This is a genomic window from Actinomadura alba, from assembly GCF_014323705.1.
GTDB classification, from domain to species: Bacteria; Actinomycetota; Actinomycetes; order Streptosporangiales; family Streptosporangiaceae; genus Actinomadura_C; species Actinomadura_C alba.
On record NZ_JABVEC010000041.1, the window covers coordinates 42,925 to 66,339 of the forward strand.

At 69.8% G+C, this 23,415-nt stretch carries 24 protein-coding genes and 1 pseudogene; 11 read left to right on the top strand and 14 right to left on the bottom strand.

Annotated features, from left to right (window positions below):
* The first annotated feature begins 142 nt into the window (after positions 1-142).
* Positions 143-760, top strand: a complete 618-nt coding sequence (locus HKK74_RS33810; protein ID WP_246492255.1) for an LUD domain-containing protein — start codon at positions 143-145, stop codon at positions 758-760.
* A gap of 577 nt (positions 761-1,337) precedes the next feature.
* Here HKK74_RS33810 and HKK74_RS33815 read toward each other — a convergent pair.
* The 3 genes and pseudogenes from HKK74_RS33815 to HKK74_RS33825 form a co-directional block, all read right to left on the bottom strand.
* Positions 1,338-1,778, bottom strand: a complete 441-nt coding sequence (locus HKK74_RS33815; protein ID WP_187247479.1) for a YybH family protein — start codon at positions 1,776-1,778, stop codon at positions 1,338-1,340.
* A gap of 73 nt (positions 1,779-1,851) precedes the next feature.
* Positions 1,852-3,213, bottom strand: coding sequence for a Tn3 family transposase (locus tag HKK74_RS33820; RefSeq protein WP_222723076.1), 1,362 nt, complete (start codon positions 3,211-3,213; stop codon positions 1,852-1,854).
* Positions 3,183-3,709 (bottom strand): annotated as a pseudogene (locus HKK74_RS33825) (DUF4158 domain-containing protein). Before HKK74_RS33825 ends, HKK74_RS33820 begins: the two are co-directional and overlap by 31 nt.
* Positions 3,710-4,132: 423 nt before the next feature.
* Between HKK74_RS33825 and HKK74_RS33835 the strand changes: the two are divergent.
* Together HKK74_RS33835 and HKK74_RS33840 are read left to right on the top strand one after the other, a co-directional pair.
* Positions 4,133-5,329, top strand: a complete 1,197-nt coding sequence (locus HKK74_RS33835; RefSeq protein ID WP_187247483.1) for a coiled-coil domain-containing protein — start codon at positions 4,133-4,135, stop codon at positions 5,327-5,329.
* Positions 5,330-5,755: 426 nt separating this feature from the next.
* Positions 5,756-6,589, top strand: a complete 834-nt coding sequence (locus tag HKK74_RS33840) for a nitroreductase/quinone reductase family protein (protein ID WP_187247484.1) — start codon at positions 5,756-5,758, stop codon at positions 6,587-6,589.
* A 107-nt stretch (positions 6,590-6,696) separates the two neighbouring features.
* Here HKK74_RS33840 and HKK74_RS33845 read toward each other — a convergent pair whose 3' ends face one another.
* Together HKK74_RS33845 and HKK74_RS33850 are read right to left on the bottom strand one after the other, a co-directional pair.
* Positions 6,697-7,239 carry a dihydrofolate reductase family protein gene (locus HKK74_RS33845; protein WP_187247485.1) on the bottom strand — a complete coding sequence of 181 codons (543 nt, stop codon included), beginning with the start codon at positions 7,237-7,239 and terminating at the stop codon, positions 6,697-6,699.
* Positions 7,240-7,389: 150 nt separating this feature from the next.
* Entirely contained in the window at positions 7,390-7,650 is a 261-nt protein-coding gene (locus HKK74_RS33850) for a WCX domain-containing protein (RefSeq protein WP_446678440.1), read from the bottom strand.
* Positions 7,651-7,890: 240 nt separating this feature from the next.
* On the opposite strand from HKK74_RS33850, the gene HKK74_RS33855 reads away from it, so the two are divergent.
* Positions 7,891-8,340, top strand: a complete 450-nt coding sequence (locus tag HKK74_RS33855) for a nitroreductase family protein (protein WP_222723077.1) — start codon at positions 7,891-7,893, stop codon at positions 8,338-8,340.
* 31 nt (positions 8,341-8,371) lie between these two features.
* Here HKK74_RS33855 and HKK74_RS33860 read toward each other — a convergent pair whose 3' ends face one another.
* Positions 8,372-9,286: a helix-turn-helix domain-containing protein gene (locus tag HKK74_RS33860; protein ID WP_187247486.1), complete on the bottom strand. Its 915-nt coding sequence runs from the start codon at positions 9,284-9,286 to the stop codon at positions 8,372-8,374.
* Between the two features lie 257 nt (positions 9,287-9,543).
* On the opposite strand from HKK74_RS33860, the gene HKK74_RS33865 reads away from it, so the two are divergent.
* Positions 9,544-10,497: an SDR family NAD(P)-dependent oxidoreductase gene (locus HKK74_RS33865; RefSeq protein WP_187247487.1), complete on the top strand. Its 954-nt coding sequence runs from the start codon at positions 9,544-9,546 to the stop codon at positions 10,495-10,497.
* 20 nt (positions 10,498-10,517) lie between these two features.
* Here the strand turns inward: HKK74_RS33865 and HKK74_RS33870 are convergent, their stop codons facing one another.
* Positions 10,518-11,546, bottom strand: coding sequence for a helix-turn-helix transcriptional regulator (locus HKK74_RS33870; RefSeq protein ID WP_187247488.1), 1,029 nt, complete (start codon positions 11,544-11,546; stop codon positions 10,518-10,520).
* A 74-nt stretch (positions 11,547-11,620) separates the two neighbouring features.
* Here HKK74_RS33870 and HKK74_RS33875 point away from each other — a divergent pair, with 74 nt between their 5' ends.
* Both HKK74_RS33875 and HKK74_RS33880 read left to right on the top strand, forming a co-directional pair.
* On the top strand, positions 11,621-12,625 hold the full coding sequence (locus tag HKK74_RS33875) for an ATP-binding cassette domain-containing protein (protein ID WP_187247504.1): 1,005 nt from the start codon (positions 11,621-11,623) through the stop codon (positions 12,623-12,625).
* Positions 12,622-13,371 carry an ABC transporter permease gene (locus HKK74_RS33880; protein WP_187247489.1) on the top strand — a complete coding sequence of 250 codons (750 nt, stop codon included), beginning with the start codon at positions 12,622-12,624 and terminating at the stop codon, positions 13,369-13,371. Before HKK74_RS33875 ends, HKK74_RS33880 begins: the two co-directional genes overlap by 4 nt.
* Before the next feature lie 379 nt (positions 13,372-13,750).
* On the opposite strand, the gene HKK74_RS33885 is transcribed toward HKK74_RS33880, so the two are convergent.
* On the bottom strand, positions 13,751-15,154 hold the full coding sequence (locus tag HKK74_RS33885) for an MFS transporter (protein ID WP_187247490.1): 1,404 nt from the start codon (positions 15,152-15,154) through the stop codon (positions 13,751-13,753).
* 92 nt (positions 15,155-15,246) lie between these two features.
* Between HKK74_RS33885 and HKK74_RS33890 the strand changes: the two genes are divergently transcribed.
* The gene (locus HKK74_RS33890; RefSeq protein ID WP_187247491.1) at positions 15,247-15,861 is read left to right on the top strand and encodes a TetR/AcrR family transcriptional regulator; all 615 of its coding nucleotides are present in this window, start codon (positions 15,247-15,249) and stop codon (positions 15,859-15,861) included.
* Positions 15,862-16,022: 161 nt separating this feature from the next.
* Here HKK74_RS33890 and HKK74_RS33895 read toward each other — a convergent pair whose 3' ends face one another.
* Both HKK74_RS33895 and HKK74_RS33900 read right to left on the bottom strand, forming a co-directional pair.
* Entirely contained in the window at positions 16,023-16,673 is a 651-nt protein-coding gene (locus HKK74_RS33895; RefSeq protein ID WP_187247492.1) for a DsbA family oxidoreductase, read from the bottom strand.
* A gap of 14 nt (positions 16,674-16,687) precedes the next feature.
* Positions 16,688-16,846 carry a hypothetical protein gene (locus HKK74_RS33900; protein WP_187247493.1) on the bottom strand — a complete coding sequence of 53 codons (159 nt, stop codon included), beginning with the start codon at positions 16,844-16,846 and terminating at the stop codon, positions 16,688-16,690.
* An 82-nt stretch (positions 16,847-16,928) separates the two neighbouring features.
* Here HKK74_RS33900 and HKK74_RS33905 point away from each other — a divergent pair, with 82 nt between their 5' ends.
* Positions 16,929-17,315, top strand: a complete 387-nt coding sequence (locus tag HKK74_RS33905) for a winged helix-turn-helix transcriptional regulator (RefSeq protein ID WP_187247494.1) — start codon at positions 16,929-16,931, stop codon at positions 17,313-17,315.
* A gap of 113 nt (positions 17,316-17,428) precedes the next feature.
* On the opposite strand, the gene bioB is transcribed toward HKK74_RS33905, so the two are convergent.
* The 3 genes from bioB to HKK74_RS33920 form a co-directional block, all read right to left on the bottom strand.
* Positions 17,429-18,508: a biotin synthase BioB gene (gene bioB, locus HKK74_RS33910; RefSeq protein ID WP_187247495.1), complete on the bottom strand. Its 1,080-nt coding sequence runs from the start codon at positions 18,506-18,508 to the stop codon at positions 17,429-17,431.
* 102 nt (positions 18,509-18,610) lie between these two features.
* Positions 18,611-18,922 carry an Rv3488 family transcriptional regulator gene (locus tag HKK74_RS33915; RefSeq protein WP_187247496.1) on the bottom strand — a complete coding sequence of 104 codons (312 nt, stop codon included), beginning with the start codon at positions 18,920-18,922 and terminating at the stop codon, positions 18,611-18,613.
* Positions 18,923-18,994: 72 nt separating this feature from the next.
* Entirely contained in the window at positions 18,995-19,972 is a 978-nt protein-coding gene (locus HKK74_RS33920; protein ID WP_187247497.1) for a helix-turn-helix transcriptional regulator, read from the bottom strand.
* A gap of 84 nt (positions 19,973-20,056) precedes the next feature.
* Here HKK74_RS33920 and HKK74_RS33925 point away from each other — a divergent pair, with 84 nt between their 5' ends.
* The gene (locus tag HKK74_RS33925) at positions 20,057-20,803 is read left to right on the top strand and encodes an alpha/beta fold hydrolase (protein WP_187247498.1); all 747 of its coding nucleotides are present in this window, start codon (positions 20,057-20,059) and stop codon (positions 20,801-20,803) included.
* 106 nt (positions 20,804-20,909) lie between these two features.
* Here HKK74_RS33925 and HKK74_RS33930 read toward each other — a convergent pair whose 3' ends face one another.
* Complete coding sequence (locus tag HKK74_RS33930) at positions 20,910-22,199, bottom strand: AI-2E family transporter (RefSeq protein ID WP_187247499.1); 1,290 nt, start codon at positions 22,197-22,199, stop codon at positions 20,910-20,912.
* 294 nt (positions 22,200-22,493) lie between these two features.
* On the opposite strand from HKK74_RS33930, the gene HKK74_RS33935 reads away from it, so the two are divergent.
* Positions 22,494-22,979, top strand: coding sequence for a hypothetical protein (locus HKK74_RS33935; RefSeq protein WP_187247500.1), 486 nt, complete (start codon positions 22,494-22,496; stop codon positions 22,977-22,979).
* Positions 22,980-23,415: the final 436 nt, after the last annotated feature.

The following is a 23,415-nucleotide window of genomic DNA, read 5'->3' on the forward strand; positions in this document are numbered from 1 at the left end:
GCACTCACCTGTTCGACGAGATAGCGCGCCGAACTGTGAGGTTGGCGCGTCGCCTGACATTCCGGGGGGCTGTGTCGTCGTACTGCCGAGACGAACACATCATCCAGCAAACAGGAAGCTCAGAGACATCATGACTACCTCAATGCCGGCATCACCGTTCACCGACCCGGCACCCGCGCAGCGCCTGGAGCGGGCGGCCGCTGCGCTGACGGAACACGGTTTCACCGTGGAAATCCTCGACGACGCCGCCGCCGCGCGTACCCGCATCAAAGAACTGATACCCGAGGGCGCCAGCGTGTTCACTGGGGCCAGCGAGACCCTCCGCCTGTCCGGCATCGAGGAGGACATCAACACCAGCGGGCGCTACGACGCCGTCAAGCCACGCGGCCTGGCCATGGACCGCGCCACCCAACTGCGCGAGATCTGGCGGCTGATGTCTACCCCCGACGTCATCGTGGGCAGTGTCGCTGCGGTCACCGAAACCGGCTCCCTTGTGGTCGCCTCTGCCAGCGGAAGCCAGCTGCCCGGCTACGCCGGCGCCGCCGCCCACGCGATCTGGATCGTCGGGGCGCAGAAGGTGGTGTCCGACCTGCCCACCGCGCTGCGCCGCATCGAAGACCACTGCCTCCCGCTGGAAAACGACCGCGCCATGAAGGTCTACGGCAAGCCCAGTGCCCTCAACCGCCTTCTCATCCTCAACGAAGAACCCCACCCCGGGCGCGGCACCGTCCTGCTGCTCCGCGAAACCATCGGATTCTGAACCACCAGCATTCCTCGTCGGGGGGACCCAATACATCGGCACCGCGCTCCTCAACACCATCGCGGCCAACGCCACCGCCCACGACCTGGCTGGCCACCTGCACGGACGGCCGACACCGCAGCTGGTCCAGCTCGCGGCGGTCCACAGCTACCCACGGTGTTCTGATGGTGCGCCGGCATCTTCGCAGCCGGCGCCGTCATCTGCGGCACGCTGCTGCGCGGCGGCCCGCTGACCCGGCCCGCAGATATCCCCGCCCGAGAGCCGTCGCCGCAGGCCACGGCGGGCGTGTGACACGTCGCTGAACCCCGGAGAGTGCCCGGTGCCACGCCGGCGCCGGGCACTCTGGTCCTCGCGGCCAGGTCTCATCGTGCCGGCAATAGCAGGACGCCAACGAACCCCTCAGCGTCTGGCCGGCGACGGTCGCCGGGCGCATCCGCCTGGACCCGCTCGGCCGATGACGCCCCGGTCAGCACGGACAGGGGCGTCACCGGCAGCACCGCCGCGCCCCGGCCTGCGAAACCAGGCCAGCGGCTTAACGGCGGCAGCGCCCGCGACGCCCCCGAACTTCGGCGACTCGTCAGGGCTCGAGGTCGGCCACGCCCTTGCCGCTTGCGATGTCGAACGGCACAGAGACCTGGTCGTGCGCGATCAACCAATGGTCGTCGGTCTTCCGGAAGCAGAACGTGGCCCGGACCCACATGCCACTCGTCGCCGTCCCGTTCTTCAGCGTGCCGCTGAGCCGACCGAAACCGTGGCCGAATGCCACGTCATCGCCCACGGTGAGTGTCAGGTCGCGAAGCTCATAATTCACATCCTGGAAGAGCGTGAACGCCCTCGTCCAGTTCTCCAACTTCGCCTCTATCCCTACGTGCTGCAGCGGCGGCTCGACGTCGAAGGAGACGACGTCTGTCGCGTAAAGCTGCCTCAGGCCCTCGAGGTCCTTGGCGCGGATTCCTTCGACGATCTTCTCGACCTGCTGCTTGATCTTGGCTTCGTCTACCTCGCGGTGCGCAGGCATCGCTACCCATCACTTCCAATCGGGTGTGGAATCTTTGCTTGTCACCAGTTCGACGACACAGCACCCCGGGATGTCAGGCCCGCGGCAACCGGCACCTCCTGGCAGTACCGGTGAGCACTGTCTTGAGCAACTGTCCGCTGGGGACCCCTCGATAGGTCTTGTCGTCTTCGTCTTCGTCGTCGTCGGCCGCGTTGGGGTCGCGCAGCTCGCGGATCGCACCGGGGGGCAGGTCGGGCAGGGCGAAGCTGTAGGCGCCATGGACGCCCAGGTGTTTGCTGACAAACGGTGACAGCCGGGCCATGTCCTCCTCGCGGAGCGGGTAGCCCTGCGCCCGCAGCTGCTGGACGGCGGCGTCCAGGTAGACGGTGTTCCACAGCACGCCGCAGTTGAGGACCAGGCCGAGCACGCCGAGCTGGTTCTCCAGGCCGCGCTGGTAGCGGTGGTAGAGCTCGCCCTTCTTGCCGTGGCAGATCTTGCGGGCCAGCGAGTGGCGGCCTTCTTGGAGGTTGCGGATGTGCTTGATGTCGCGGCGGTAGGTCTCGTCGACGTCGATGTAGGCCAGGATGTGCAGCGATTTGAAGATCCGGCCGTAGGCGGCGATGGCCTCGCCGAGCGCGGTGGGGTGCCCGTCGCGCTGCAGCATGGTGACCACGTCGTAGGCGCGGACGGTGCCGGTGTAGATGGAGGCGACGACCCGCAGGATGTCCTCCCAGTTCCGGCGGACCTTGCGCAGGTCGATCTTGCCGCGGGCGAAGGTGTTCAAGGCGCCGTAGCCGGCGTCGGCGTTGATCCGCCAGCCCTTCTGGTCGGGAAGGTCGGCCAGCGCGGGCCGATACGAGATGCCCAGTAGCTCCAGCAGCCCGAACACCACGTCAGAGTAGGAGCCGGTGTCGGTGACCACGATCTCGGGCAACTCGCCGCCGTCCAGGCCGAAGATGACGTCGACCATGTGCAGCGAGTCGCGGACCGTCCCCGACACGACCTTGGCGCCGCGGCCGATGCCCCGGTCGTTTATGGCGTTCAGCCAGGTCATGCCGCGTTTGGAGCCGAAGAACTTACGGTTGGGGCGGGCGAACGCGGCCGGGACCGGGACGATGAACCGCATCCCGTCCACCGCGGCGACCATGCCGCCACCCCACGCCTGCGCCAAACCGAGCCCGGCCTGGCGAGCCACCAACGGCACGTTCGCCGGCGCGAGCGTCTCAGGCCGGAAGTAGTTCTGGAACACGTGCGACAGCCGTGACCGCTCCAGGGCGGGCACGCCGTTCTTGGCGATCGGCCGGTACCCGACGTTCATCGAATGTGCGGCCAGGCACGCGGCGATCGAGATGGGCAGGTCCTCCAGCCGGGACCGGCCGCCGGAGACGGCGGTGAACGCCTCGGCCAGCGATGGCTCCCACGACATCACCTCCAAGATGACCTCGGGCAGGTCCACCCGCGGCAGCATCGCGGTGGTCCGGTTGCGCAGGTCGACCAGCGACGGCGGCTCCTCGACGGCCTTGACCCCGTCAGGTGGATCTTCCCGGCGTCATCGACGCGGACCTCGGTGTTGACCGGCAGCCGCCCGCCGACCTCGCGGTAGGCGGCATCCAGGGTGCGGGCATGCCCGGCCAGCAGCGCGTCCGGGCTCTCCGGCAGGCCCCCGGTGTACCGCTTCACCACCGACGGATCAGCGATCCCCAGCTGCTCGGCCACGAAGTCCAGCACCACCGTCGGCACATCCAGCGGATCCTCCAGAAACGAACCCACCCACCGGACCGTCACCAGCTGAAGCGCGAACCCAGCTTCATGTGCTCGCCACGCCGCCGCTCGACCAGCGCCCGATCCTCGTCATCGAGGAAGAACACCCGCTCCAGGTCCGCCAGCGACGGCGCCCCGGCGAACCGGCCATAGGCCGCCGCCTCATCATCAGTCAGGAAATCCACCGGCATGCGCCGCAAAGTAGGACCGACCCACCGGTAACCAACCCACGGCCACCGAACCGTTACAAGGCTCCCCAGCCGATTACCCCAAAGCAGGCGACCCGCATCGGACCGGTGGACGGCGGTAACTCCGCCCGCCCCGGCTCACTATCGCCGTTGACCGGTCGGTTGCTGCTCAAGGGCCGACACTTGGTCTGCCCCCTAGAGGTCTCCTGGGATCGATAGCTTGCGGGAATCCTCATTCCCGTGACCTATTTCCACTATTTTTCGGCACTAGTTAATTTCCGGAAATAGAAAACCAGAAAACTGCTACGATCAATCGGTGATGCGAAGGACTACGGGCTGTGCGATGGTGCTGTTGATGATCGAGCTTGATCCACTCGCGGGGCCCGGTTACTACGATCCGCCACCACCACGACCCGGGGCCCGGCCATGAGCGAGAATCCATCGGGCGCGCAGGTCGACGACCCATCGGCTCCCGAGAACGACTCCCCCGCGGTCCGGCCCTGTGGTCACTGCGGGCGGCCGGTGCAACAGCGATCCGGGCGCGGGCGGCCCCGCGCCTACTGTTCGGGCACGGACTGCCAGACCCGGGCCAAGCGCGACCGCGAGCTCAGACGCGCGACTCCCGGCCTGGAAGGCTCGCTGGCCAAGGCCGAGGATCTGTACGAACGGATGGAACAGGGGCTCAGCGCGGCGATCGCTCCACTCGCCCAGGCGCTGGAGAGTGAACTGTCACCGCGTGGCGTCGAGGCGCGTATCAGCGCGGCCCAAGCCGCGGCGCAGGCCCAGGTGGCCTCGGCGCTCGCCGAACGCGAGGACGCCGCCGACCGGGCCGCGCAGGCGGAGAAGGCGGCCCAGAGCGCCCAGGAGCGCGCCCGCTCGGCCCGGCAGCGGGCTCAGGCCGCCGACCGGGAGCGCGACGAAGCTCTCACCGAGGCGGACGAGGCTCGTACGAACGCGGAGCTGGCGGTGCAGGCGGCTTTGGCCGAAGCCGAGCGACTCGAGGTCGCCGTGCGCGAGGAGGCCGACCGGGCCGTCCAAGCCGCGCGCTCCGAGGCTCGGCGCGTCGTCGAAGAGGCGCGTGAGGCCCAGGTACTGGCCGAGGAGCGAGCGCGCCAGGCCGTCAGGGACGCCGAGCGCGCAGGCCGGGAGAGCGAGCAGGCTCGCGCCGACGCCGACCGGGCCCGGCACGAGGCCCGCACCTCGGCAGAGGACGCCGCCCAGGCGCTCGGCGCGCTCGCGAAGGCGCAGGAGGCCGCTGCACAGGCCGACAGGCATCGTCTCAACGCCGAGGCGAGAGCGCAGGCGGCCGAGGCCACCCGCGATGAGGCCGTGCGAGCCGCGAGCGCCGCGGAGGCCGAGCGCGCCGGCGCGCTCTCAGCGCGGGACGCCACCATGGCCGAGGCCGAACGCGCCCGTGCCGAACTCGCCGGCACCCGCGCGGCCCTCGAAGAGCTGCGCGGGCAACTCGCCGAGGCACGCCTGACGCTGGCCGGCGCCCAGGCGCGGGTCACCGACCTGACCTCCGAACGGGATGCGGCCCGCGCGGAGGCCGCGCAGCAACGCGAGCGTGCCGTGGCCGCCGAATTGCGCCCGCCCGCGGAGGCATCGGGCGACCGGCCGTGACTGCCCAACGCCGAACTTCGGCTACGCGGTACCGGCGGGGTAATGCGACATTGCCTTGGCGCTTTCGCGGCATTAGGATCGCCCTTGTGACTGCCGGGTCGGCCATGGGCCAAGAGCGAGTGAGGCACCCGGCCACGGCGTGACCGCCAGGCGGGCGAGAGGCCCGCCCTCCCTCTTCTCCGCGCGTTTCCGCGACGTTTCCACGTGCTTGTCTGGCGGCGTAGACCGCCGACCCTTCTCGAGAGCCGCGCCGACGCCGATCCCACCGGCGATCGACCCGGACGACCTGGGGCTCTGACGCGCGCCTTCCCTCTTTCGCATTGCGGTCGAGGCCATTCCGTAGTGCCCTCATGCCGCCCACCGGGCGGTTCTTCGCCATGCCCGCGAACAGTCCGCGGGCCATTGATCCTGGAGCAGAAGAACAGAATGCCGATCGATTTCAACCAACAGATCATCGATGAGTTCCGTGCCAACGCGGGACGGGTCGGTGGTCCTTTCGAGGGAGCCCGATTGCTCCTGCTGACCACCACCGGAGCGCGCTCCGGAGCTCCGCACACGACTCCGCTCGGCTACCTTCCCGACGGCGGCGAACGAATCCTGATCATCGCCTCGGCCGGTGGCGCGCCGAACCATCCGGACTGGTTCCACAATCTGGTGGCCGATGCGCACGTCACGGTCGAGGACGGCGTCTTCACTTACGACGCGCACGCCGTCGTCCTCGAGGGCGACGAGCGCGACAGCGTCTTCGCCCGCGCGGCCGAGGCGGACCCCGGATGGGCGGCCTACCAGGCCAAGACGACCCGGGTCCTTCCCGTGGTCGCGCTCGATCCGATCGGCGGCGGGCCACCCGCCGGGCCGGCAGGCGACTCTCTCAAGGCGATCCACGACTCGTTCCGCAGAGAGCTGGCGCTGATCCGCAAGGAGATCGCCGAGTCAGGGCCCGGGCTCGGCGCGCAACTGCGCGTCAACTGCCTGACCCTGTGCCGGGGACTGGGAGGTCACCACGTCCGCGAGGACGACCAGATGTTCCCCTTCCTCGAGCGGCGGCACCCGGAACTCGCCCCCGCTCTGACCCGCCTGCGCCAAGAGCACCGGACGGTCGAGCGGCTACTGAACGCCCTCCAGACCCTGCTGGCAGCGGACAGGCCAGATCCCACGGTCCTTCTCAGCGAGGTGGAACGGCTCACCGCGGAACTGGAAGCCCATCTCGACTACGAGGAGGAGCAACTCGCTCCGATCCTGAACGCGGTTGCGGTCTAGCCGGGACGCAGCGCGCCGACCCCCGTCCCGCTGGGGCGCGGGGCCGGCGTGCGAACGCCGGGCCTGCCGGCGCTGCCGTGCGGGTAGTAGCCGTTGGCAAGTAGGACCTACCGCTTCGGCTCGTAGACGAGCACGACGATGCCGGAGGCGAACGACGTGGACCTCGCCAGCGTCAGGTGGGTCGTGTCGATCCCGTCGAAGAGGCGCTGGCCGCCTCCGGCGACGACGGGGAACATCCAGAAGTGGTACTCATCCACCAGCTTGTGCTCCAGGAGCGTGCGGTCGAGTTCGCCGGTCCCGTACTTCAGGATGTTCTTACCGGGCAGCTCCTTCAGCCTCGCGACCTCCGTGGCTGCGTCGCCCTCGATGATCGTGGCGTTCCACGTGGCGTCCTTCAGGGTCCTGGAGGCGACGTACTTGGGGAGGGCGTTCATCCGGGCGGCATCCTCATCCCCGGCCTCCTCCATCTTCGGCCAGACCTGCGCGAACGCCTCATAGGTCACCCGCCCCAGCAGAAGGGCGTCGGAAGAGGAGAAGAGATCGTCACCGTACCCCGCATGCTCCTCGTCCCAGTATGGCGAGCCCCACTGCTCCGGTGACTCGATGACCCCGTCCAGCGTCACGAACGTCGACTCGATGAGCTTTCGCATTGTTCCTTCCTCGGTCCGGCCGTTGGGGACAGTGGCGGGTCCGTCCGGCCCGCTGTCTCATGTGCCTTGAGCTTGGCGGAACCCGTTTACGGATTGTTTACGGCTTCCGTGCGGGATGGACGGCAGCGTCCGGCACGGGCTCGGCGACGGCTAATTCTCCTCTGGTCGCGCGGACCCAAGTCGTGAGCCTGCACGTGCGAACCGCTCGCCGGTCGCACGGAGGTAGTCTCGCAACTCCGCGGGGCGTACGACCTCGAAGTCGGCCCCCACCGAGGTGAGCACCACGGTCGGCCACTCGAACGTGTCCACGCTCATGTGCAGCCGGCACGACGCGTCGTCGAGTGCCTCGACCCTCCCCCAGTGCGACACCACCCGCGCGACGTCGGCCGCGGCCGCCCGGATGTCCACCACGACCTCGTACTGGGTCGGTATCGACGCGATCTGCTCGCGGACGAACTCGGCCGCGTCACCGCCGGCAGCTTACCATCAACCATCTTAGACAAAATTGTTTGACAGCCGATAATTGACCATCATGCGATTCAAATCGTCTGGCCACAGATCGTCTGCAATCGGATGGAGGCCATGACGTCGACGGCCGCGAACGGCGTCGATTCCTGACGCCCTGCCCGCGACGAGGTTCAGCGGGCGGTCGTGGCCGACATCTTCCGCCGCGCGCTGGACACCGGCGGCGGACGACCGCCGACCCGACGTGACCTGGACCGCATGTACGCCAACCCCGGTTCCATGGAACGGATCTCCGAAGGGCTGCGGTACCTCTACGAGAATGTTCACCGCGTCCCGGCGTTCGTCATCCCGGCGGTGGAAGGCCGTACGGAGGAGTCCTCCGTCCTCGACCAGTCCATGACCTGGGGACCGATCCTGCCCGCAGTATGGAGCTTCATGCTCGGCGCCCGCGGGCTCGGCACCGTGTGGACGACGGCGCAGGACCCGCTGGAACGCGAACTGGCCGAGACGCTGGACGTGCCGTACGACGAGGTCACGCTCGCCGCGTTCATCCCCCTCGCCTTCACCATCGGTACCGACTTCAAGCCGGCCCGGCGGATCCCCCGCGAGCAGGTCCTGCATTGGGAGCGCTGGTAGACCTCGGGAGTCCGCTGTGCGCGAGCGAACGCTACCCCTCCTCGGACACCGAGGACCGGCTCGGGGAGGCGGCGTCCGACCGGGCCGGTGTGGTGGGTTCGCTGGCCCAGCCGGCCAGCAGGCGTAGGGCGTGCTCAGAAGGTGAGCCGGGTTCGGCGGTGTGGAGACCGAGTGTCTGACCGGGATCGCCGGTGGGGTTGAGGGCCTCGTAGTCGAGGGTGAGGTCGCCGACCAGGGGGTGGTGATAACGCTTGGTGCCGTGGGTCCGGCGTTGGACGTCGTGGTCGGCCCACCAGCGGCGGAAGTCCTGGTCGCGAAGCGACAGTTCGCCGATCAGCTCGGCCAGCAGAGGGTCGTGGGGGTGGCGTCCCGCGTACAGGTGCAGGGTGGCGACGGTGCCACGGGCGGAGCCCTCCCAGTCGACGTACAGCTCGCGGGCGGCGTCGTCGAGGAAGATGAAGCGGGCCATGTTGCGCTCGCGGTGCGGTAGGGCGTCGAAGTCGGTGAAGAGGGCCCGGGCCATCCGGTTGGCGGCCAGGACGTCCGTTCGGTGGCCGATGACCAGGGCTGGAGTGCCGGTCATCGTCTCCAGCACCCGGTACAAACCTGGGCGCACGCGCTGCGGCGGCATCGGCCGGCGCTTGGTGCGGGTGGGCCTGGCCACGGCGAATAGGTGACTGCGCTCGGTGTCGTTCAGCCGCAGGGCGCGGGCGACGGCGTCCAGCACGGCGTCGGAGACGTTGAGGCTGCGGCCGCGTTCCAGGCGTACGTAGTAGTCCACGCTCACCCCGGCGAGCTGGGCGACCTCCTCCCGGCGCAGGCCCGGCACCCGCCGGGTGCCGGGCTGCGGGAACAGGCCGGCGTCCTCCGGCGTGATCCGGGCCCGGCGCGACCGCAGGAACTCACGGAGCTCGGTGTTGCCCCCGCCGGCGGAGTGGTCACTCATGACGTCCAGGGTAGGCGGGCCCGGTGCCTCGCCCCTGCCTGAGAGGGGGTCTGCTGGACCCCCGGTCGGCCGGACCCGGAGTAGAGCGGGCCCCCTTCACCGTACCTGGCGGACGTCGTACCGGTGATCTGATGGAGGAACGCCGCCTGGAGCCTGCGAGGGGACCCGTACCAGGCCAGGTGGGCGGCGGCGGCACATCGCGCCTGCCGGGCGCCGCCGCCCTCGGCTTCGGGCCGAGCATCACAGAAAGGCGACCCATGACCGAACCGACCCTCATCACCACGCCGTTCAACGCCGAATCCACCGCCGCCGAGGTCGTGAAGGGCATCGCCCTCACCGGCCGTCGTGCCATCGTGACCGGCGGGGCATCCGGCATCGGCGTCGAGACCGCCCGGGCGCTTGCCGGGGCCGGCGCGGAGGTGACCCTGGCGGTACGCGATCTCGAGGCCGGCCGCCGTGTCGCCGAGGACATCGGCGCCACCACCGGCAACGAGCGCGTCCTCGTCGCGCCGTTGGATCTCGCCGATCGAAGGTCCGTCGCGACCTTCACCGCCGCGTGGGACGGCCCACTGGACATCCTCATCAACAACGCCGGTGTGATGATGACGCCCGAGCTGCGGACGCCGGAGGGCTGGGAGCTGCAGTTCGCCACCAACCACCTCGGCCACTTCGCACTCGCAACAGGGCTGCACCCGGCACTCGCGGCAGCCGGCCGGGCCCGCGTCGTGGCGCTCAGCTCGATCGCGCATCTGCGTGACACGGTGGACTTCGACGACATCCACTTCCGGGTGCGGCCGTACGACGGCGGGGTCGCCTACGCCCAGTCCAAGACGGCCAACGTCCTGTTCGCGGTCGAGGCGAACAGGCGCTGGGTCGGCGACGGCATCACGGTCAACGCGGCGCACCCCGGCGCGATCATGGAGACGAACCTGTCACGGCACCTGAGCCGAGAGGAACTCGACAGCGCGATCACCACCGGTGGCTACACGTTCAAGACGCCCCGGCAGGGCGCGGCCACATCCGTACTCGTGGCGACCTCGCCACAGCTCGAGGGCGTGGGCGGCCGGTACTTCGAGGACTGCAACGAGGGGCGCCGCCACGTGGCGGGAATGTTCGGAGGCGTCGCCGACCATGCGCTCGACCCCGCTGCGGCGACACGGCTGTGGGAGGTGTCCCTCGACACGCTCGCCTCGCCATCGCACGGCGAGTGAACCGTGTGAACGGCCCTCGATCACACCTCACCCGTCGTGCCCGTACCGCCGTCACCGGATCTCCCGGACGCATCGGAGATCCGCCCGCCGGCGGCCGGCCGGCCGGCGCGGACGAACCGCTCGCCCGCCTCGCGCAGATAGTGGCTCAGCTCGGGCGGCTGGACGACGTCGAAGTCGGCTCCTACCGAGGTGAGCACCACGGTCGGCCACTCGAACGTGTCGACGCTCATGTGCAGCCGGCACGACGCGTCGTCGAGTGCCTCGACCCTCCCCCAGTGCGACACCACCCGCGCGACGTCGGCCGCGGTCGCCCGGATGTCCACCACGACCTCGTACTGGGTCGGTATCGACGCGATCTGCTCGCGGACGAACTCGGCCGCGTCACCGCCGGGCAGTTCGCGCTGGCGGAACCGGGCTCCAGTGGACGCCGGATCGGCCAGCCGGTCGACCCGGAAGGTCCGCCAGCCATGCCGCTCGACGTCCCAGGCGACGAGGTACCAGCGGCGGCCGAGCGGCACGAGCCGGTGCGGCTCGACCAGCCGGCTCGTCCGCTCACCGCCACGGGCGGTGTATCCGAACTGCAGCCGCTCATCGTCCCGGCACGCCTGGGCGATCGCCGTCAGTGCGACCGCGTCGACCGTCGGGCCGCCGCCCATGACGGCGGGCACGGTGTAGGCCTGCAGCGCGTCGACACGACGGCGCAATCGCGGCGGCATCACCTGCACGATCTTGGTCAGGGCGCGCACCGACGTTTCCTCGATGCCGTCCACGGCACCCCCGGCGGCCGTCCGGAGCCCGACGGCGATGGCCACCGCCTCTTCATCGTCGAGCAGGAGGGGCGGCATGGCGGCGCCGGACCGCAGTTGATATCCGCCCGCGACGCCCCGGCTCGCGTCGACCGGATAACCGAGCTCGCGCAGGCGGTCGATGTCGCGCCGGAGCGTCCGTTCGCTCACGCTGAGCCGGTCGGCCAGTTCGCCGCCGGGCCAGTAGCGATGGGTCTGTAGCAGGGACAGCAACCGAAGCATCCGCGCGCTCGTGTTCGCCATGAACCCAGGCTCCCTCGCATTCAGGTCGGAAAGTGGCCGGAATCGATCCTAGCGTTGTCTTCATGAACGCCACGATGATCCGAACACGGAAGCTGACCAGGCACTTCGTCGTAAAGAAGGAAAAGGTCGAGGCAGTACGCGATCTGGATCTGCATATCGAGTCCGGCGAGATGGTCGCGCTGCTCGGCCCGAACGGGGCCGGCAAGTCGACCACGCTGAGGATGCTCACCACGCTGCTGTCACCGACCTCCGGCACCGCGGAGGTCGCCGGATACGACGTCACGACCAACCAGCGCGGCGTGCGCGGCCGGATCGGCTACATCGGCCAGGGCAATGGTGCGGCGCACAGTCAGCGAGGCCGTGACGAGTTGGTCAGCCAGGGCCGGGCGTACGGGATGAGCGTCGCGGCGGCGCGTGCCCGGGCGGCCGAGCTGATCTCGTCACTGGACCTGGAGGGCGTCGCCGACCGGATCGTGTCGTCGCTGTCCGGTGGTCAACGGCGACGGCTGGACATCGCGATGGGCCTGATCCACGCCCCGGACCTGCTGTTCCTCGACGAGCCGTCCACCGGCCTCGACCCGCAGAACCGGGCGAACCTGCAAGAGCACATCCACCGGCTGCACGCCGAGCACGGCACCACGATCGTCCTGACCACCCACTACCTCGAAGAGGCAGATCACCTCGCCGAGCGAGTCATCGTGATCGACCACGGGCGGGTCATCGCCGACGACACCCCGGCGCGGCTCAAGGCCGACCACGCCGGAGACCGCATCATGCTGACCTTCGACCACGAGGACGACGCCCGCCGGGGCGTCGCCCACTCGCTCGGCATCGCGGCGCCCGCGCACGTCGAGCAGGACGGCGCTCGGGTGCTGATCGAGGCGGACGGCGGCGCGCAACTGACGCCGAAGCTGCTGCTCAGCCTGGACGGAGCGGGCATCACGGTGAACAGCGTCGAGGTCGCCCGGCCCACCCTCGACGACGTCTTCCTCAAGCTGACCGGTCGCAGCCTGCGTGAGGACGCCGCCATCGCCACGCCCCAGTCCGCCATCACGACCTCCCAGGAGAACGCGGCATGAGCACCAACCTGATCACCGACACCGCCACCGTCTTCAGCCGTGAGCTGCGCCCGGTGCTGCGCAACCCGTTCTCCGTCATCTTCACCATGGTGCAACCGCTGTTCTTCCTGGCGCTGTTCGCTCCCCTGCTCCCGGACGGCGCCGGAGACGAGTCCACGTTGCAGTGGTTCATCCCGGGCATCGTCGTGATGTCGTGCCTTTTCGGCACGTCCGCCACCGGATCGAACCTGTTGTACGAGATCCAGACCGGATCGCACGAGCGGATGCTCGTCTCCCCGCTGAGCCGGCCCGCGCTCATCATGGGGAGGGCACTGAAGGAGATCGTGCCGATGTTCGCCCAGGCGGCGATCATCGTCGTCGTCACGATCCCCTTCGGCTTCCGCCTGCACTTGGCGGGCGCCATCATCGGCCTGTTGATCCTCTCGGTCTTCTGTCTCGGACTCGGCGCGCTGTCCTACACGCTGGCGCTGGCGTCCAAAAATCAGGAGTGGATGTTCTGGGCGGTGCAGCAGACGCTCATCTTCCCGCTGCTGCTGCTCGCGGGGATGCTGCTGCCGCTGGACGGCGGCCCGGGCTGGCTGCGGGCGCTTTCGCGGTTCAATCCCCTGACGTACGTCGTCGACGCGGAGCGCGCCCTGTTCAGCGGTGAGATCGCCACGGCGGCCGTCGCCGGCGGCGTGGTCGCCGCGGTGGCGGTGGCGGTTGTGGGTCTGCTGATCGGCACCCGCGCAATGCGGCGCGCGTGACCTTCCAGGAGTAGGGGTCTGAGGAACATCCGAACGGGCCGACGTGCTCGGTGCCGACGGGCGGGAAGGGAAAGCCGGCCGCCCCGCCCGCGTTGGTCACCTCCACCCAGCACTCGGTCAGGGCCTGCCGCAGCCCGGGAGTGATCTGGCTGGGGGATGTGAACTGCTGGAGGGCGGGGACGGTCCCGGTCATGGTGTGTATTCCTTGCGGACGGTGTTGATCTGTGATCGTCACGGGTGGGCGATACCGCGCGGTAGCGCAGTTCCGGCGTTCGAGCGTGTGCCCGACCTCGGGGGCTGATCGGGCGAATGGGGTGCTGGGTGCGTCGGGATTGGGAGCCGGAAGAACCCGGACGCGGCCGCCTTGACCGACGCCCGGCTACGCCTGATCAGCCTGTGGCCGCCCGGGCGTCAGGGCGGCGGCCGCCACGGCCGCCGCGGCCGCGGCGAGCGCGGCGAGGATGAAGCCGTTGGTGAACCCGGAGAGGGTGTCCCCGACAAGGCTGGCCGCCGCGACGCTGGAGATGACCGCAGCTCCGATGGAGGCACCGAACTCGTGGAATGTGCTGACGATGCCGGAGGCGATGCCGGACTCGTGGGGGGCCACCTGACCGAGAGCGGTCGCTGAGGCGACGACGAATATCGCGCCGGTCCCGGCGCCTGCGATCGCCATGCCGACCACCACGGTCGCGGGGTGCATCGACAGCGCGGGCACGGCCATGCCGACCGCGGCGGCGAGCAGCCCGGCCACGCCCAGCCGGCGCGGCCCCGCCTTGGCGATGGCCCGGCCGGTGAGGTTGGCCCCGAACATGGTCGCCACCGCGATCGGGAGGAACAGCAGCCCCGTTCGCAGCGCGCCGAAGCCCTGTGCGTGCTGGAAATAGAAGGTGCCGAGGAAGAACACCGCGATCATCAGGGCGGTCGCCATCAGGATGAGGAACGTGCCGGTGGCCACCGGGCGTCGAGCCAGCAGCGCGACGTCCATCAGAGGTGAACGGGCGGTCTTCTGCCTTGTCACGAACGCCAGGTAGCCGATCCCGGCCGCCAGGACGAGCCAGCCGGTGGTGGCGGTGACCCATCCGTGGTCCCCGGCGCGGGTGATCGCAAAGATCAGGGCGCCGGAGGAGGCGGTGACCAGCAGGGCTCCGAGCACGTCGAGCCGGGGGCGGGGCGCGGCGACGCCCTGGTGCGGCAGCATCCGGGCGAGAGCGGCGATGATCACCAGGCCGATGGGCACGTTGATGTAAAAGACCCATGGCCAGCCCGGGCCGGCGGTGAGCAGTCCTCCCAGAAGCACGCCGAGGGCCGCGCCGCCACCGCCGAGCGCGGACCAGACCCCCAGCGCCTTGTTCCGCTCGTCACCCTCGAACAGGCTCACCACCAGTGACAGAGCCGACGGAGACAGCAGCGCCGCGCCGAGTCCTTGCGCGACGCGGCCGCCCAACAGCATGTCGGCCGAGCCGGCGAACCCGGTCACCAGTGACGCCGCCGTGAAGATCAGCAGGCCGCCGAGCACCACCCGCTTGGCCCCGATCAGATCGGCGGCCCGCCCGCCCAGCAGCATCAGGCCGCCGAACGTCAACGTGTACGCGCTGACCGTCCATGTCACGGCCTGGCGACTCAGGCCCAGGTCGGTCTCGATGTGCGGTAGCGCGATGGCCACGACGGTGACGTCGAGGATCAACATCAGCTGGGCCACCCCGAGGAAGCCCAGGATGCGCCATCGCAACGGATGGGGATGGGCTGGACCACGCGCGGACGTGTCGTGGATCTGTTGTGTCATCGAGCACCTCTCGCCATAACTCGTACTCCTATGTACGACTTCTAACCCCGGGAGAGTAACACGTACATTCCCGTACGAGTTAGGCTGGCGGCATGCCCGCCACCGTCGGCCCGCGTCGCCGCGCAGACGCCGAACGCAACATCGCCCGCGTCGTCTCCGCGGCACGCGAGAGCCTGAGCAGCGATCCGAACGCGAGCATCGACGACATCGCCAAGGCCGCCGGAGTGGGCCGGATGACTCTCTACGGCCACTTCCGGACCCGGGCGGAACTGGTCGAGGCCGCCCTGGCCGACGCACTGCGCGCCGGCGAGGAGGCACTGTCGGCCGTCGACCTCAGCGGCGACGCGCAGGATGCCCTGACCCGGCTACTCGACTCCAGTTGGTCCCTCGTGGCCGAATCCACCGCATTGTTGACGGCGGCCCAGGGAACTCTTCCCGCCGGGCGCATCCGCAAGCTGCACGCCGCACCCGCGCGGCGCGTCGAGGAGCTCATTCGCCGCGGCCAGGACGAAGGCGTGTTCCGCACCGACATGCCGATCGCCTGGCTGGTCAGCGTCGTGCACTACGTGCTGCAAGGCGCCGCGGAGGAGAACCGCACCAAGCGCCTGAAGACAGCGGAAGCCGCCCGCGTCGTCACCGCGACGGTGCGATCCATCCTGGCCACCCCCCACCGGGCCCTCGAAGACCGAGGTAGCACGATCTTGTAGGCCGATTGTCGCCACGTCGCCGCCTGGTTCACCGCCACCTGGGCGACCAGCGCGCCCGCGACGTTCAACGTCCGCCTCAACGCCCTGTCGGCGGCCATGGCGTGGTGGCGTGAGCAGGGCCGGCTGACCGGCGACCCGCTCACCCGCATCCGCGGACCTCGTCAGCGGGCGGTCGTGCCCGTGTGCTGGTGTGCCGTGCGGAGTGCGGACAGCAACGTCTCGACGGGTTGTGCGCCGGCGATGCCGTACGCGCGGTCCAGCACGAAGAAGGGCACACCCGTCGCGCCGAGCAGCCGGGCCTGGCGGATGTCCTCCTCGACCTCCTGGGCGTATCCGTCGCCGGCGAGCATCTGCCGCACCTCGTCGGCGGGGACGCCGACCTCCTCGCCCATCCGTACCAGCGTTTCGGCGTCGTCGAGTGTCTCGCCCTCGATCAGCTGGGCGCGCATGAGGCGTTCGTGCATCTGACCACCGAGGTCGTGCGCAGCGGCCAGGTGAGTCAGCCGGTGGGCGTCGAAGGTGTTGACCATGACGGCCCGGCCGAAGTCGTACGCCAGTCCCTCCTGCGCCGCGAGCGTCGCCACCTGACCGGTCATCGCCTGCACCTGCGCCGGCGAACCGCCGGTCTTGGCGGCGAGAGCCTCGTAGACCGGCTGCCGGCGGCCCTTGGGGTACGTGGGGTCGAGCTGGAAGCTCCGCCACACCACCTCGGTGTCGCCGGCGTGCTCGAAGTCCGCGAGCGCGCTTTCCAGCCGCCGTTTGCCGAGGTAGCACCACGGGCAGACGATGTCGGACCACACCTCGATGCGCATTGCCGTCCCCTCGCTCACGACAGGCAGATTCCGTCCGAGCACGCCGGGGCGTCCTCGGTGCCCAGCACGACCAGTACCGGAGCCGGAGGAACCGGCAGCACGGCGGGTGGTTCACCGGCCGCTCCCTCCGCCGGTGGCGGCGGTGCCGTCTGCTGCGTCGTGTGCGCGCTCATCGAGTCCGTTCCCCCAATGGTTACTTGTTGTGCGTAACCCCATCATGGGTCAGCATGGAGCCGAGCGGAAGGACGCACTTTGATGTCAGTCACGCACACGGATGTGCCCATGACCCTGAAGGTGACCGACGACTGCCCGGTCCGCGACGTGCTCGACCGGGTCGGCGACAAATGGAGCGTACTGATCGTCGTGCTCCTCGGCCGGCGCACCCACCGCTTCGGGGAGCTGCACCGCGCCATCGAGGGCATCAGCCAGCGCATGCTCACGCTGACCCTGCGCGCGCTGGTCCGCGACGGGCTGGTCACGCGCACGGCGCACGCGACCGTGCCGCCCCGCGTCGACTACGAGTTGACCGAGATGGGCCGGACGCTGCTCGTGCCCCTCTCCGCGCTGGACGAGTGGGCCAACGCGCACCGCGACGACATCCGGGCCGCCCGCGAGCGTCACGACCGCGGCACCACCGCCTGACGCGACGCACCCGGCCCCTGGGGACACCCGGCCCGGTCGGCGCCGCGCTGCGGCGTTCCGAGGCCGGGTGCGCCGGAGCGTACGTGTGCCGTCTCGGCTCGAGAGCCAGGCGGTCAGGTGTTGGCGGGCAGGTCGGTGCCGGCGCCGCGCCTGCGCAGCGTGACCAGGTCGTGGCGGGCGCCTGGCAGGGTCTGCTCGCCCGTGCCCTCGACGGTGAACCCGGCGTCGCTGATCATCTGCAGGTCGTCGGCGCCGGGCTGGCCCTCACTGGTCAGGTAGTCGCCCAGGAACATCGAGTTGGCCAGGTGCAGCGCCAGCGGCTGCATCGCCCGCAGATGGATCTCCCTGCCACCGGCCAGGCGCACCTCGACGTCGGGGAACACGAACCGGAAAAGCGCCAGGATCCGCAGGCAACGCTGCGGCGTCAGGTCCCAGCGCCCGCCCAGCGGGGTGCCCTCGAAGGGGATGAGGAAGTTCACCGGCACCGAGTCAGGGTCCAGTTCACGCAGTGCGAACGTCACGTCGACGATGTCGTCATCGCTCTCGCCCATGCCGAAGATCGCACCAGAGCACGGTGACAGGCCCGCCCGCCCGGCCTCCTTCACCGTCTCGACCCGGTCGTCGAAGGTATGCGTCGAGCAGATCTCGCGGTAGTTCTCCTCGCTGGTGTTCAGATTGTGGTTGTAGGCGTCCGCACCGGCCTCGCGCAGCCGGTCGGCCTGACCGGGCTTCAGCAGTCCCAGGCAGACGCACACCTCCACCTCGGGCGCCGCACCCTTGATCGCCTCGATCGTGTCGGCGACCCGGTCGACGTCCCGTTCCGCCGGTCCCCGGCCGCTGGCCACCAGGCACACACGCTTGGCCCCCGCGGCGATGGCGCGCTCGGCGTTGCCCGCGGCCTCGCCGGGACTGATCCAGGAGTACTTCAGGATCTCGGACTTGGAGCCGAGCCGCTGCGAGCAGTACGAACAGTCCTCCGGGCACAGCCCGCTCTTCATGTTCACCAGATGGTTGAGCTTGACGCGCCGACCGAAGTACCGGCGCCGCACGCGCGACCCCGCCGCAACTACATCCAGCAGATCGTCGTCGTCCGAGGCCAGCAGCGCCAGCGCCTCGTCGCGGGACGGCGCCTCATGCCGCAAAGCCTTGTCTGTCAGCGACACGAGAAGATCATCAAGAGCGGAATCCGTCATGACGCCAATCCTGCGGACGACCGATGCCGAGCACAAGAACGCGCCGGTACAAGGTCGTCCTACCGTTATTGTTCCGCCGGGTCATGGCGGGCGGCCCGAAGCTCAGAGCCGGGTGCCCTCGTTGCCGAGGACCTCACGGGCGAGGTCGGCCAGCGCCGCGCGGTCTTCGGCCAGCGCGGACCGGCCCAGCTCGGTCACCCGGTAGACCCGCCGCGTGCGGCCGTCGACCACCCGCTGCTCGGAGGTCAGCAGACCGTCCGCCTCGAGGCGGTGCAGTGTCGGGTACAGCGTGCCGGGACTGATCTCGTAGCCGTGGCGGGCCAGTTCCCGGGCCATCCACGCACCATGGATCTCCTCCTCGGCCGCGTGGTGCAGGATGTGCAGCCGCACCGCGCCGCGCTGGAATTCCCGCATCCGCCAGTTCCCTCCGCCCCGCCCGGAAAAGCAGTATTCAAGCCGATATCGGCGTTCGAGTTTACTTCGTGTTCACCTTGACGGCGTGACGCCATGCCGTGTTCGGCGGTCCGCCTGGACCGCGAGATCCGCGCTCAGTTCCCGTACGGCGGCGCGCAGTTCGTCCGGTCGGCGGATCACGAACGGCCAGCCCAGACCCGCCAGCATCCGCGCCATGCCGTCGAGGCTCTCGGCGCGTGCCCGCATGAGCACTCCGCCCTCGGTCTCGGTGATCGAAGCGATCGACGGTGAGATGCGCCGGCGTGCCTCGGCGGCCGTCGTCTCGAGGAGGACCTCGACCTCGTGGGCGTACGGGACCGCGGCGAGCGACCGGGCGACGTGCTGAACCGGATCAAGGTCGCCTGGGACCTCGTAGGTCTCGTCCGACGGCTCCACGGCCAGCACCCGATCCACCCGGAACGTGCGCACCTCGCCGCTGCGGTGGTCATGGCCCGTGACGTACCAGCGGCCGGAGTGGAAGACCAGGCCGTAGGTGTCGAGGGCGCGCTCGCTCTCGGCACCGTTCCAGGAGCGGTACCGCAGGTGGACGCGGTGGCGCTCGCGCGCCGCGGCGGCGAGCGCGAGCACGGCGGAGACGGCGGGAGCGGCGCCCGTGCGAGCGGCCATGGTGAAGCCGAGGGTCTCCTGCAGCGCCTGGACCCGCTCCCGCAACGTGGCGGGCAGCACCCGCTGCACTTTCGCGAGCGCGGTCTCGGTGGCGTCGCCGGGCAGCCCGAGGCGCCGCCCGGCGAGCAGGCCGAGCACGACGGCGGTCGCCTCGTCGTCGGTGAGCATGAGCGGCGGCAACTTGAAGCCGGGCAGGAGGCGGAATCCGCCGTGCCGGCCGCGCAGGCCCTCGACCGGGATGCCGAGCTCGGCCAGCCGCGCGGCGTACCGCCGCACCGTCCGTTCGTCCACGCCCAGGCGTTCGGCCAGCGCTCCCCCGGTGAGCTGCCGGTTGGCCTGCAGGAGCTCCAGCATCGCCAGAACCCGGGTGGTCGGATGTGACACAGATCTCTCCATTAAACCGGGCGGACTCTGTCCGGTATCAACCGTAGCGTCGAACCGACATCACGGCAGAGAGAGGCAAGGCGAATGGCGACTTTCGTGCTCGTACCCGGTTTCTGGCTCGGCGGCTGGGCTTGGGAGGACGTGACCCGGTCTCTGGTGGCCGCGGGTCACGAGGTCCATGCGGTCACACTGACGGGGCTCGCGGACCGGGCCGACGAGGCGGGCCCCGAGGTGAACGTCGACACCCACATCGCCGACATCGTGCGCGTCATCGAGGGCGCCGCGCTGCGCGACGTGATCCTGGTCGCGCACAGCGGCGCGACCGTGCCGGTCACCGGTACGGCCGACCGGATCCCCGAGCGGCTCGCGCGCGTCGTCTATGTCGACGCGGGGCCGCTGCCGGACGGCATGGCGCAGATCGACTTCAACGGGCCCGAGGCCAGGCGGGAACTGGAGAAGCGGGTGAGCTCCGAAGGCGACGGCTGGAGGATCCCCGTCCCGCGTTTCGACCCGGCCGAGGACCCGGACGACCTCGCGGGACTGAGCGACGAGGTGCTGGCGATGATGCGCGAGCGCTGCACGCCCCAGCCCCTCGGCGCGGCCACCCAGCCGCTGCGCCGTCCGGCCACGCCGCCGGCCACGCCGAAGTCGCTCATCGCCAGCACCTTCTCGCTCGCACAGGTCGAAGCGCTGGTGAGCAGCGGCAACCCGGTCTTCGCACTGATGGCCGGCCCGGAATGGACGCGCCATGAGCTGCCCACCGGGCACTGGCCGATGTTCTCGCGCCCGGGCGACCTCGCCGCCCTCCTGGACGAGATCGCCGGTCTCTGACCGATGTCCCGGCCGTGACCTCGCAGATGTTCGCGTTCGCGTTCGCGTGCGCCACGGTGCCCGCCGCACCGACCGGCACCCGCACCTCGTGAGCTCAGTGGTGAGGTCACGGCTTCGGGGCGTCGTCGGGCCGGGGTTCGATGGTGGCCGGGTCTCTTCGCCAGGGGCGCCGCCGCGGGAGCAGGCGCCACCAGAACGGCCCGGGCGCCCTGGGCTCCTTCGCCGGCCTGGCCGGCTCGGTCTGTGCGGGCGCCGACGTCGCCGTCGGCTGCTCGGCCGGTTCGCCGCGGCACCCCGGCTCGGGTTGCTCGGGTTGCGCGGTCGTGAGGGGATGGTCGGTGACCTCGTAGCGCCGGATGTAGGCGTCGGCGAAGGACTGCACGCTGGCCCAGACGGGGATCGCGAGCAGAGCACCGATCGGGCCGATGAGCGCGGCGCCTGCGATGACGGCGCCGAACGCGACCGCGGGATGGATGTCGACCGTCTTGGCGGTGACATGCGGTTGCAGGACGTAGTTCTCGAACTGCTGGTAGGCGAGGATGAACAGCAGCACCCAGAGCGCCGTCAGCGGGCTCTTCGTCAGCGCCACCAGCACCGGGACCACCCCGGCGAGGTAAGTGCCGATCGTCGGGATGAACTGCGAGACCACACCGACCCACAGGGCGAGGGCGAACGCGAACGGCACCCTCAGCACCGACAGCGCGACCAGGTGGGCGATGCCGGAGGCCACGGCCAGCAGCACCCTGGAGTAAATGTAGCCACCGGTCTTGTCGACCGCGATCTCCCAGGCGCGCAGCACCTCACGTTGCCGGTCGGGCGGCAGCAGAGAACAGAAGGCCCGGCGGACCCGTGGCCCCTCCGCCGACAGGTAGAAGGCGAACAGCACCACGGCGAAGGACTGGAAGATCGCACCGAGCGTCGTGGTGCCGATGCCCCAGGCGTTGCCCGCCACCTCGGTGAGGTGCTTGGAGAACGTCCCGCGCAGCTCGTTGAGATACCGCGTCATGTCCGCCTGGGACATCTTGGTGTGGAATGTGTGGTTGACCCAGACGAGAACGTGGTGCACGTACTCCGGGATCCCGTGCACGATCGTGGTGATCTGGCTCACCAGCACCGAGCCGAGCCCCGCGATGAACAGGCCGATGAGCAGGGTCAGCACCAGGAAGATCAGGCCGGTAGCGAGGCCGCGTCGCCAGCCGCGCTCGGCGAGCCGGTTCACCGCCGGCTCGACCGCCAGGGCCACGAACAGCGCGACCAACACCAGGAGCAACAGGCCGCGCAGCCGCAGCAGCGCCCAGATCGCGGCGCTGGACAGCACCACGGTCGCGACGGCCAGGACGTAGGCCCGGGGCAACCATGGCGGCATCCGCCCACCAGCGCTGTCCGGTTTGGACATGATTGCACTTTATTGTTACCAGTACATTCCGACTCAAACCCCATTTACGGCCAGTCAGTTATCGGTTGAGCAGCTCGCCTCGGCGAGCGGGGCTACGGCGTCATGGCCGGTTTGCACAACGAGGACCGGCGCGGTCGTCGCTTAGGGCAAGATTGCTGAGACGTTTGTGCTTTTTGGGGAGGTATGGGGTTGAGTCGGCGGCTGCTCCGCTTGGGGATTCGGTTGCACCCGGACAAAGGAGTTTTCCGGATCCACGGCCTCGGTGCCGATCCGAGCGGCATGCAGGCTCCGCCCATGCCCGAGGGCACGCTCGTCAGCGTGGGCTACGACCAGATGTGGATCGCCAGCCTGCAGGACGACGTCGAGGTGACCGTACTGCTGGAGGAGTGGGACGGCGAGCCGCCCGCGGGCCCCGGGCCGTGGGAGGAGGATGTCCTCGAAGAGCTCTACCTCCGCGGTGCCGTGGCGGTGAGCACGGCCGCCGCCGAGCCCGTGGTGCACGGCGTGCAGCTGCGCGGCGGGGTGAGCCGCTACCACACCCGCGTCCGGGCACAGCATCGCGCTGAGATCGCGCGGTTGTACGACCAGTTGCTCGACCGGGTGCGCAACACCTTCGACGAGGAGTTCCAGGCGGCGCTCCGGGAGCTCCAGGGCGTGGAGCACTACCTCGTCCAGTTCTGGCCCTCGTCCCGGCCCGCCACCTCCGTCGGCCACGTGTGGAACGTCGAGCTGAACCCGGCCGCCCCGGCCCAGGCCGCCCCTCCCCCGGCGAGCGAGTGACACCCGCACCGGCCGCATGACCGCGACCGGCGTCCGGCCCGGCCGGGGCCGCGGGCGCCGAGCGCGTTGATCTGTCTCGTGAGTCCCGAGTGGGTGGTCATGGTGTCGAGGGCTCACTTGGTGGCATCTGTCCTCACCAGTTCGACGAGACACCGCACCGGAGTGTGCGGGTTGGCGCGCCGCCTCACATTCTGAGGGGCTTTGTCGTCCTACTCTGAGACGAGCCCACCATCCAGCTAACAGGCTTGCCCTGGCCACCCTCACGTGGGACCCGATCGCCCTCCGGCTTCAAACGGAGTCGCCCACAGCCCTGCACGGAGAAACCTCATGAACCCCATTCTGTGGATCATTGCCGGACTGCTGGCCGTTGCCTTCCTGGCCGGCGGTGCCATCAAGCTGATCCTGCCCACCCGAGTCCTTCACCGGGTGCGGCTTG

Excerpts from the sequence above, each read along its gene's own strand:
- HKK74_RS33810 (WP_246492255.1), top strand. The coding sequence starts at position 143 with ATGCCGGCATCACCGTTCACCGACCCGGCACCCGCGCAGCGCCTGGAG.
- HKK74_RS33815 (WP_187247479.1), bottom strand. The coding sequence starts at position 1,778 with ATGCCTGCGCACCGCGAGGTAGACGAAGCCAAGATCAAGCAGCAGGTC.
- HKK74_RS33835 (WP_187247483.1), top strand. The coding sequence starts at position 4,133 with ATGAGCGAGAATCCATCGGGCGCGCAGGTCGACGACCCATCGGCTCCC.
- HKK74_RS33840 (WP_187247484.1), top strand. The coding sequence starts at position 5,756 with ATGCCGATCGATTTCAACCAACAGATCATCGATGAGTTCCGTGCCAAC.
- HKK74_RS33845 (WP_187247485.1), bottom strand. The coding sequence starts at position 7,239 with ATGCGAAAGCTCATCGAGTCGACGTTCGTGACGCTGGACGGGGTCATC.
- HKK74_RS33860 (WP_187247486.1), bottom strand. The coding sequence starts at position 9,286 with ATGAGTGACCACTCCGCCGGCGGGGGCAACACCGAGCTCCGTGAGTTC.
- HKK74_RS33865 (WP_187247487.1), top strand. The coding sequence starts at position 9,544 with ATGACCGAACCGACCCTCATCACCACGCCGTTCAACGCCGAATCCACC.
- HKK74_RS33870 (WP_187247488.1), bottom strand. The coding sequence starts at position 11,546 with ATGGCGAACACGAGCGCGCGGATGCTTCGGTTGCTGTCCCTGCTACAG.
- HKK74_RS33875 (WP_187247504.1), top strand. The coding sequence starts at position 11,621 with ATGATCCGAACACGGAAGCTGACCAGGCACTTCGTCGTAAAGAAGGAA.
- HKK74_RS33880 (WP_187247489.1), top strand. The coding sequence starts at position 12,622 with ATGAGCACCAACCTGATCACCGACACCGCCACCGTCTTCAGCCGTGAG.
- HKK74_RS33885 (WP_187247490.1), bottom strand. The coding sequence starts at position 15,154 with ATGACACAACAGATCCACGACACGTCCGCGCGTGGTCCAGCCCATCCC.
- HKK74_RS33890 (WP_187247491.1), top strand. The coding sequence starts at position 15,247 with ATGCCCGCCACCGTCGGCCCGCGTCGCCGCGCAGACGCCGAACGCAAC.
- HKK74_RS33895 (WP_187247492.1), bottom strand. The coding sequence starts at position 16,673 with ATGCGCATCGAGGTGTGGTCCGACATCGTCTGCCCGTGGTGCTACCTC.
- HKK74_RS33900 (WP_187247493.1), bottom strand. The coding sequence starts at position 16,846 with ATGAGCGCGCACACGACGCAGCAGACGGCACCGCCGCCACCGGCGGAG.
- HKK74_RS33905 (WP_187247494.1), top strand. The coding sequence starts at position 16,929 with ATGTCAGTCACGCACACGGATGTGCCCATGACCCTGAAGGTGACCGAC.
- bioB (WP_187247495.1), bottom strand. The coding sequence starts at position 18,508 with ATGACGGATTCCGCTCTTGATGATCTTCTCGTGTCGCTGACAGACAAG.
- HKK74_RS33915 (WP_187247496.1), bottom strand. The coding sequence starts at position 18,922 with ATGCGGGAATTCCAGCGCGGCGCGGTGCGGCTGCACATCCTGCACCAC.
- HKK74_RS33925 (WP_187247498.1), top strand. The coding sequence starts at position 20,057 with ATGGCGACTTTCGTGCTCGTACCCGGTTTCTGGCTCGGCGGCTGGGCT.
- HKK74_RS33930 (WP_187247499.1), bottom strand. The coding sequence starts at position 22,199 with ATGTCCAAACCGGACAGCGCTGGTGGGCGGATGCCGCCATGGTTGCCC.
- HKK74_RS33935 (WP_187247500.1), top strand. The coding sequence starts at position 22,494 with ATGCCCGAGGGCACGCTCGTCAGCGTGGGCTACGACCAGATGTGGATC.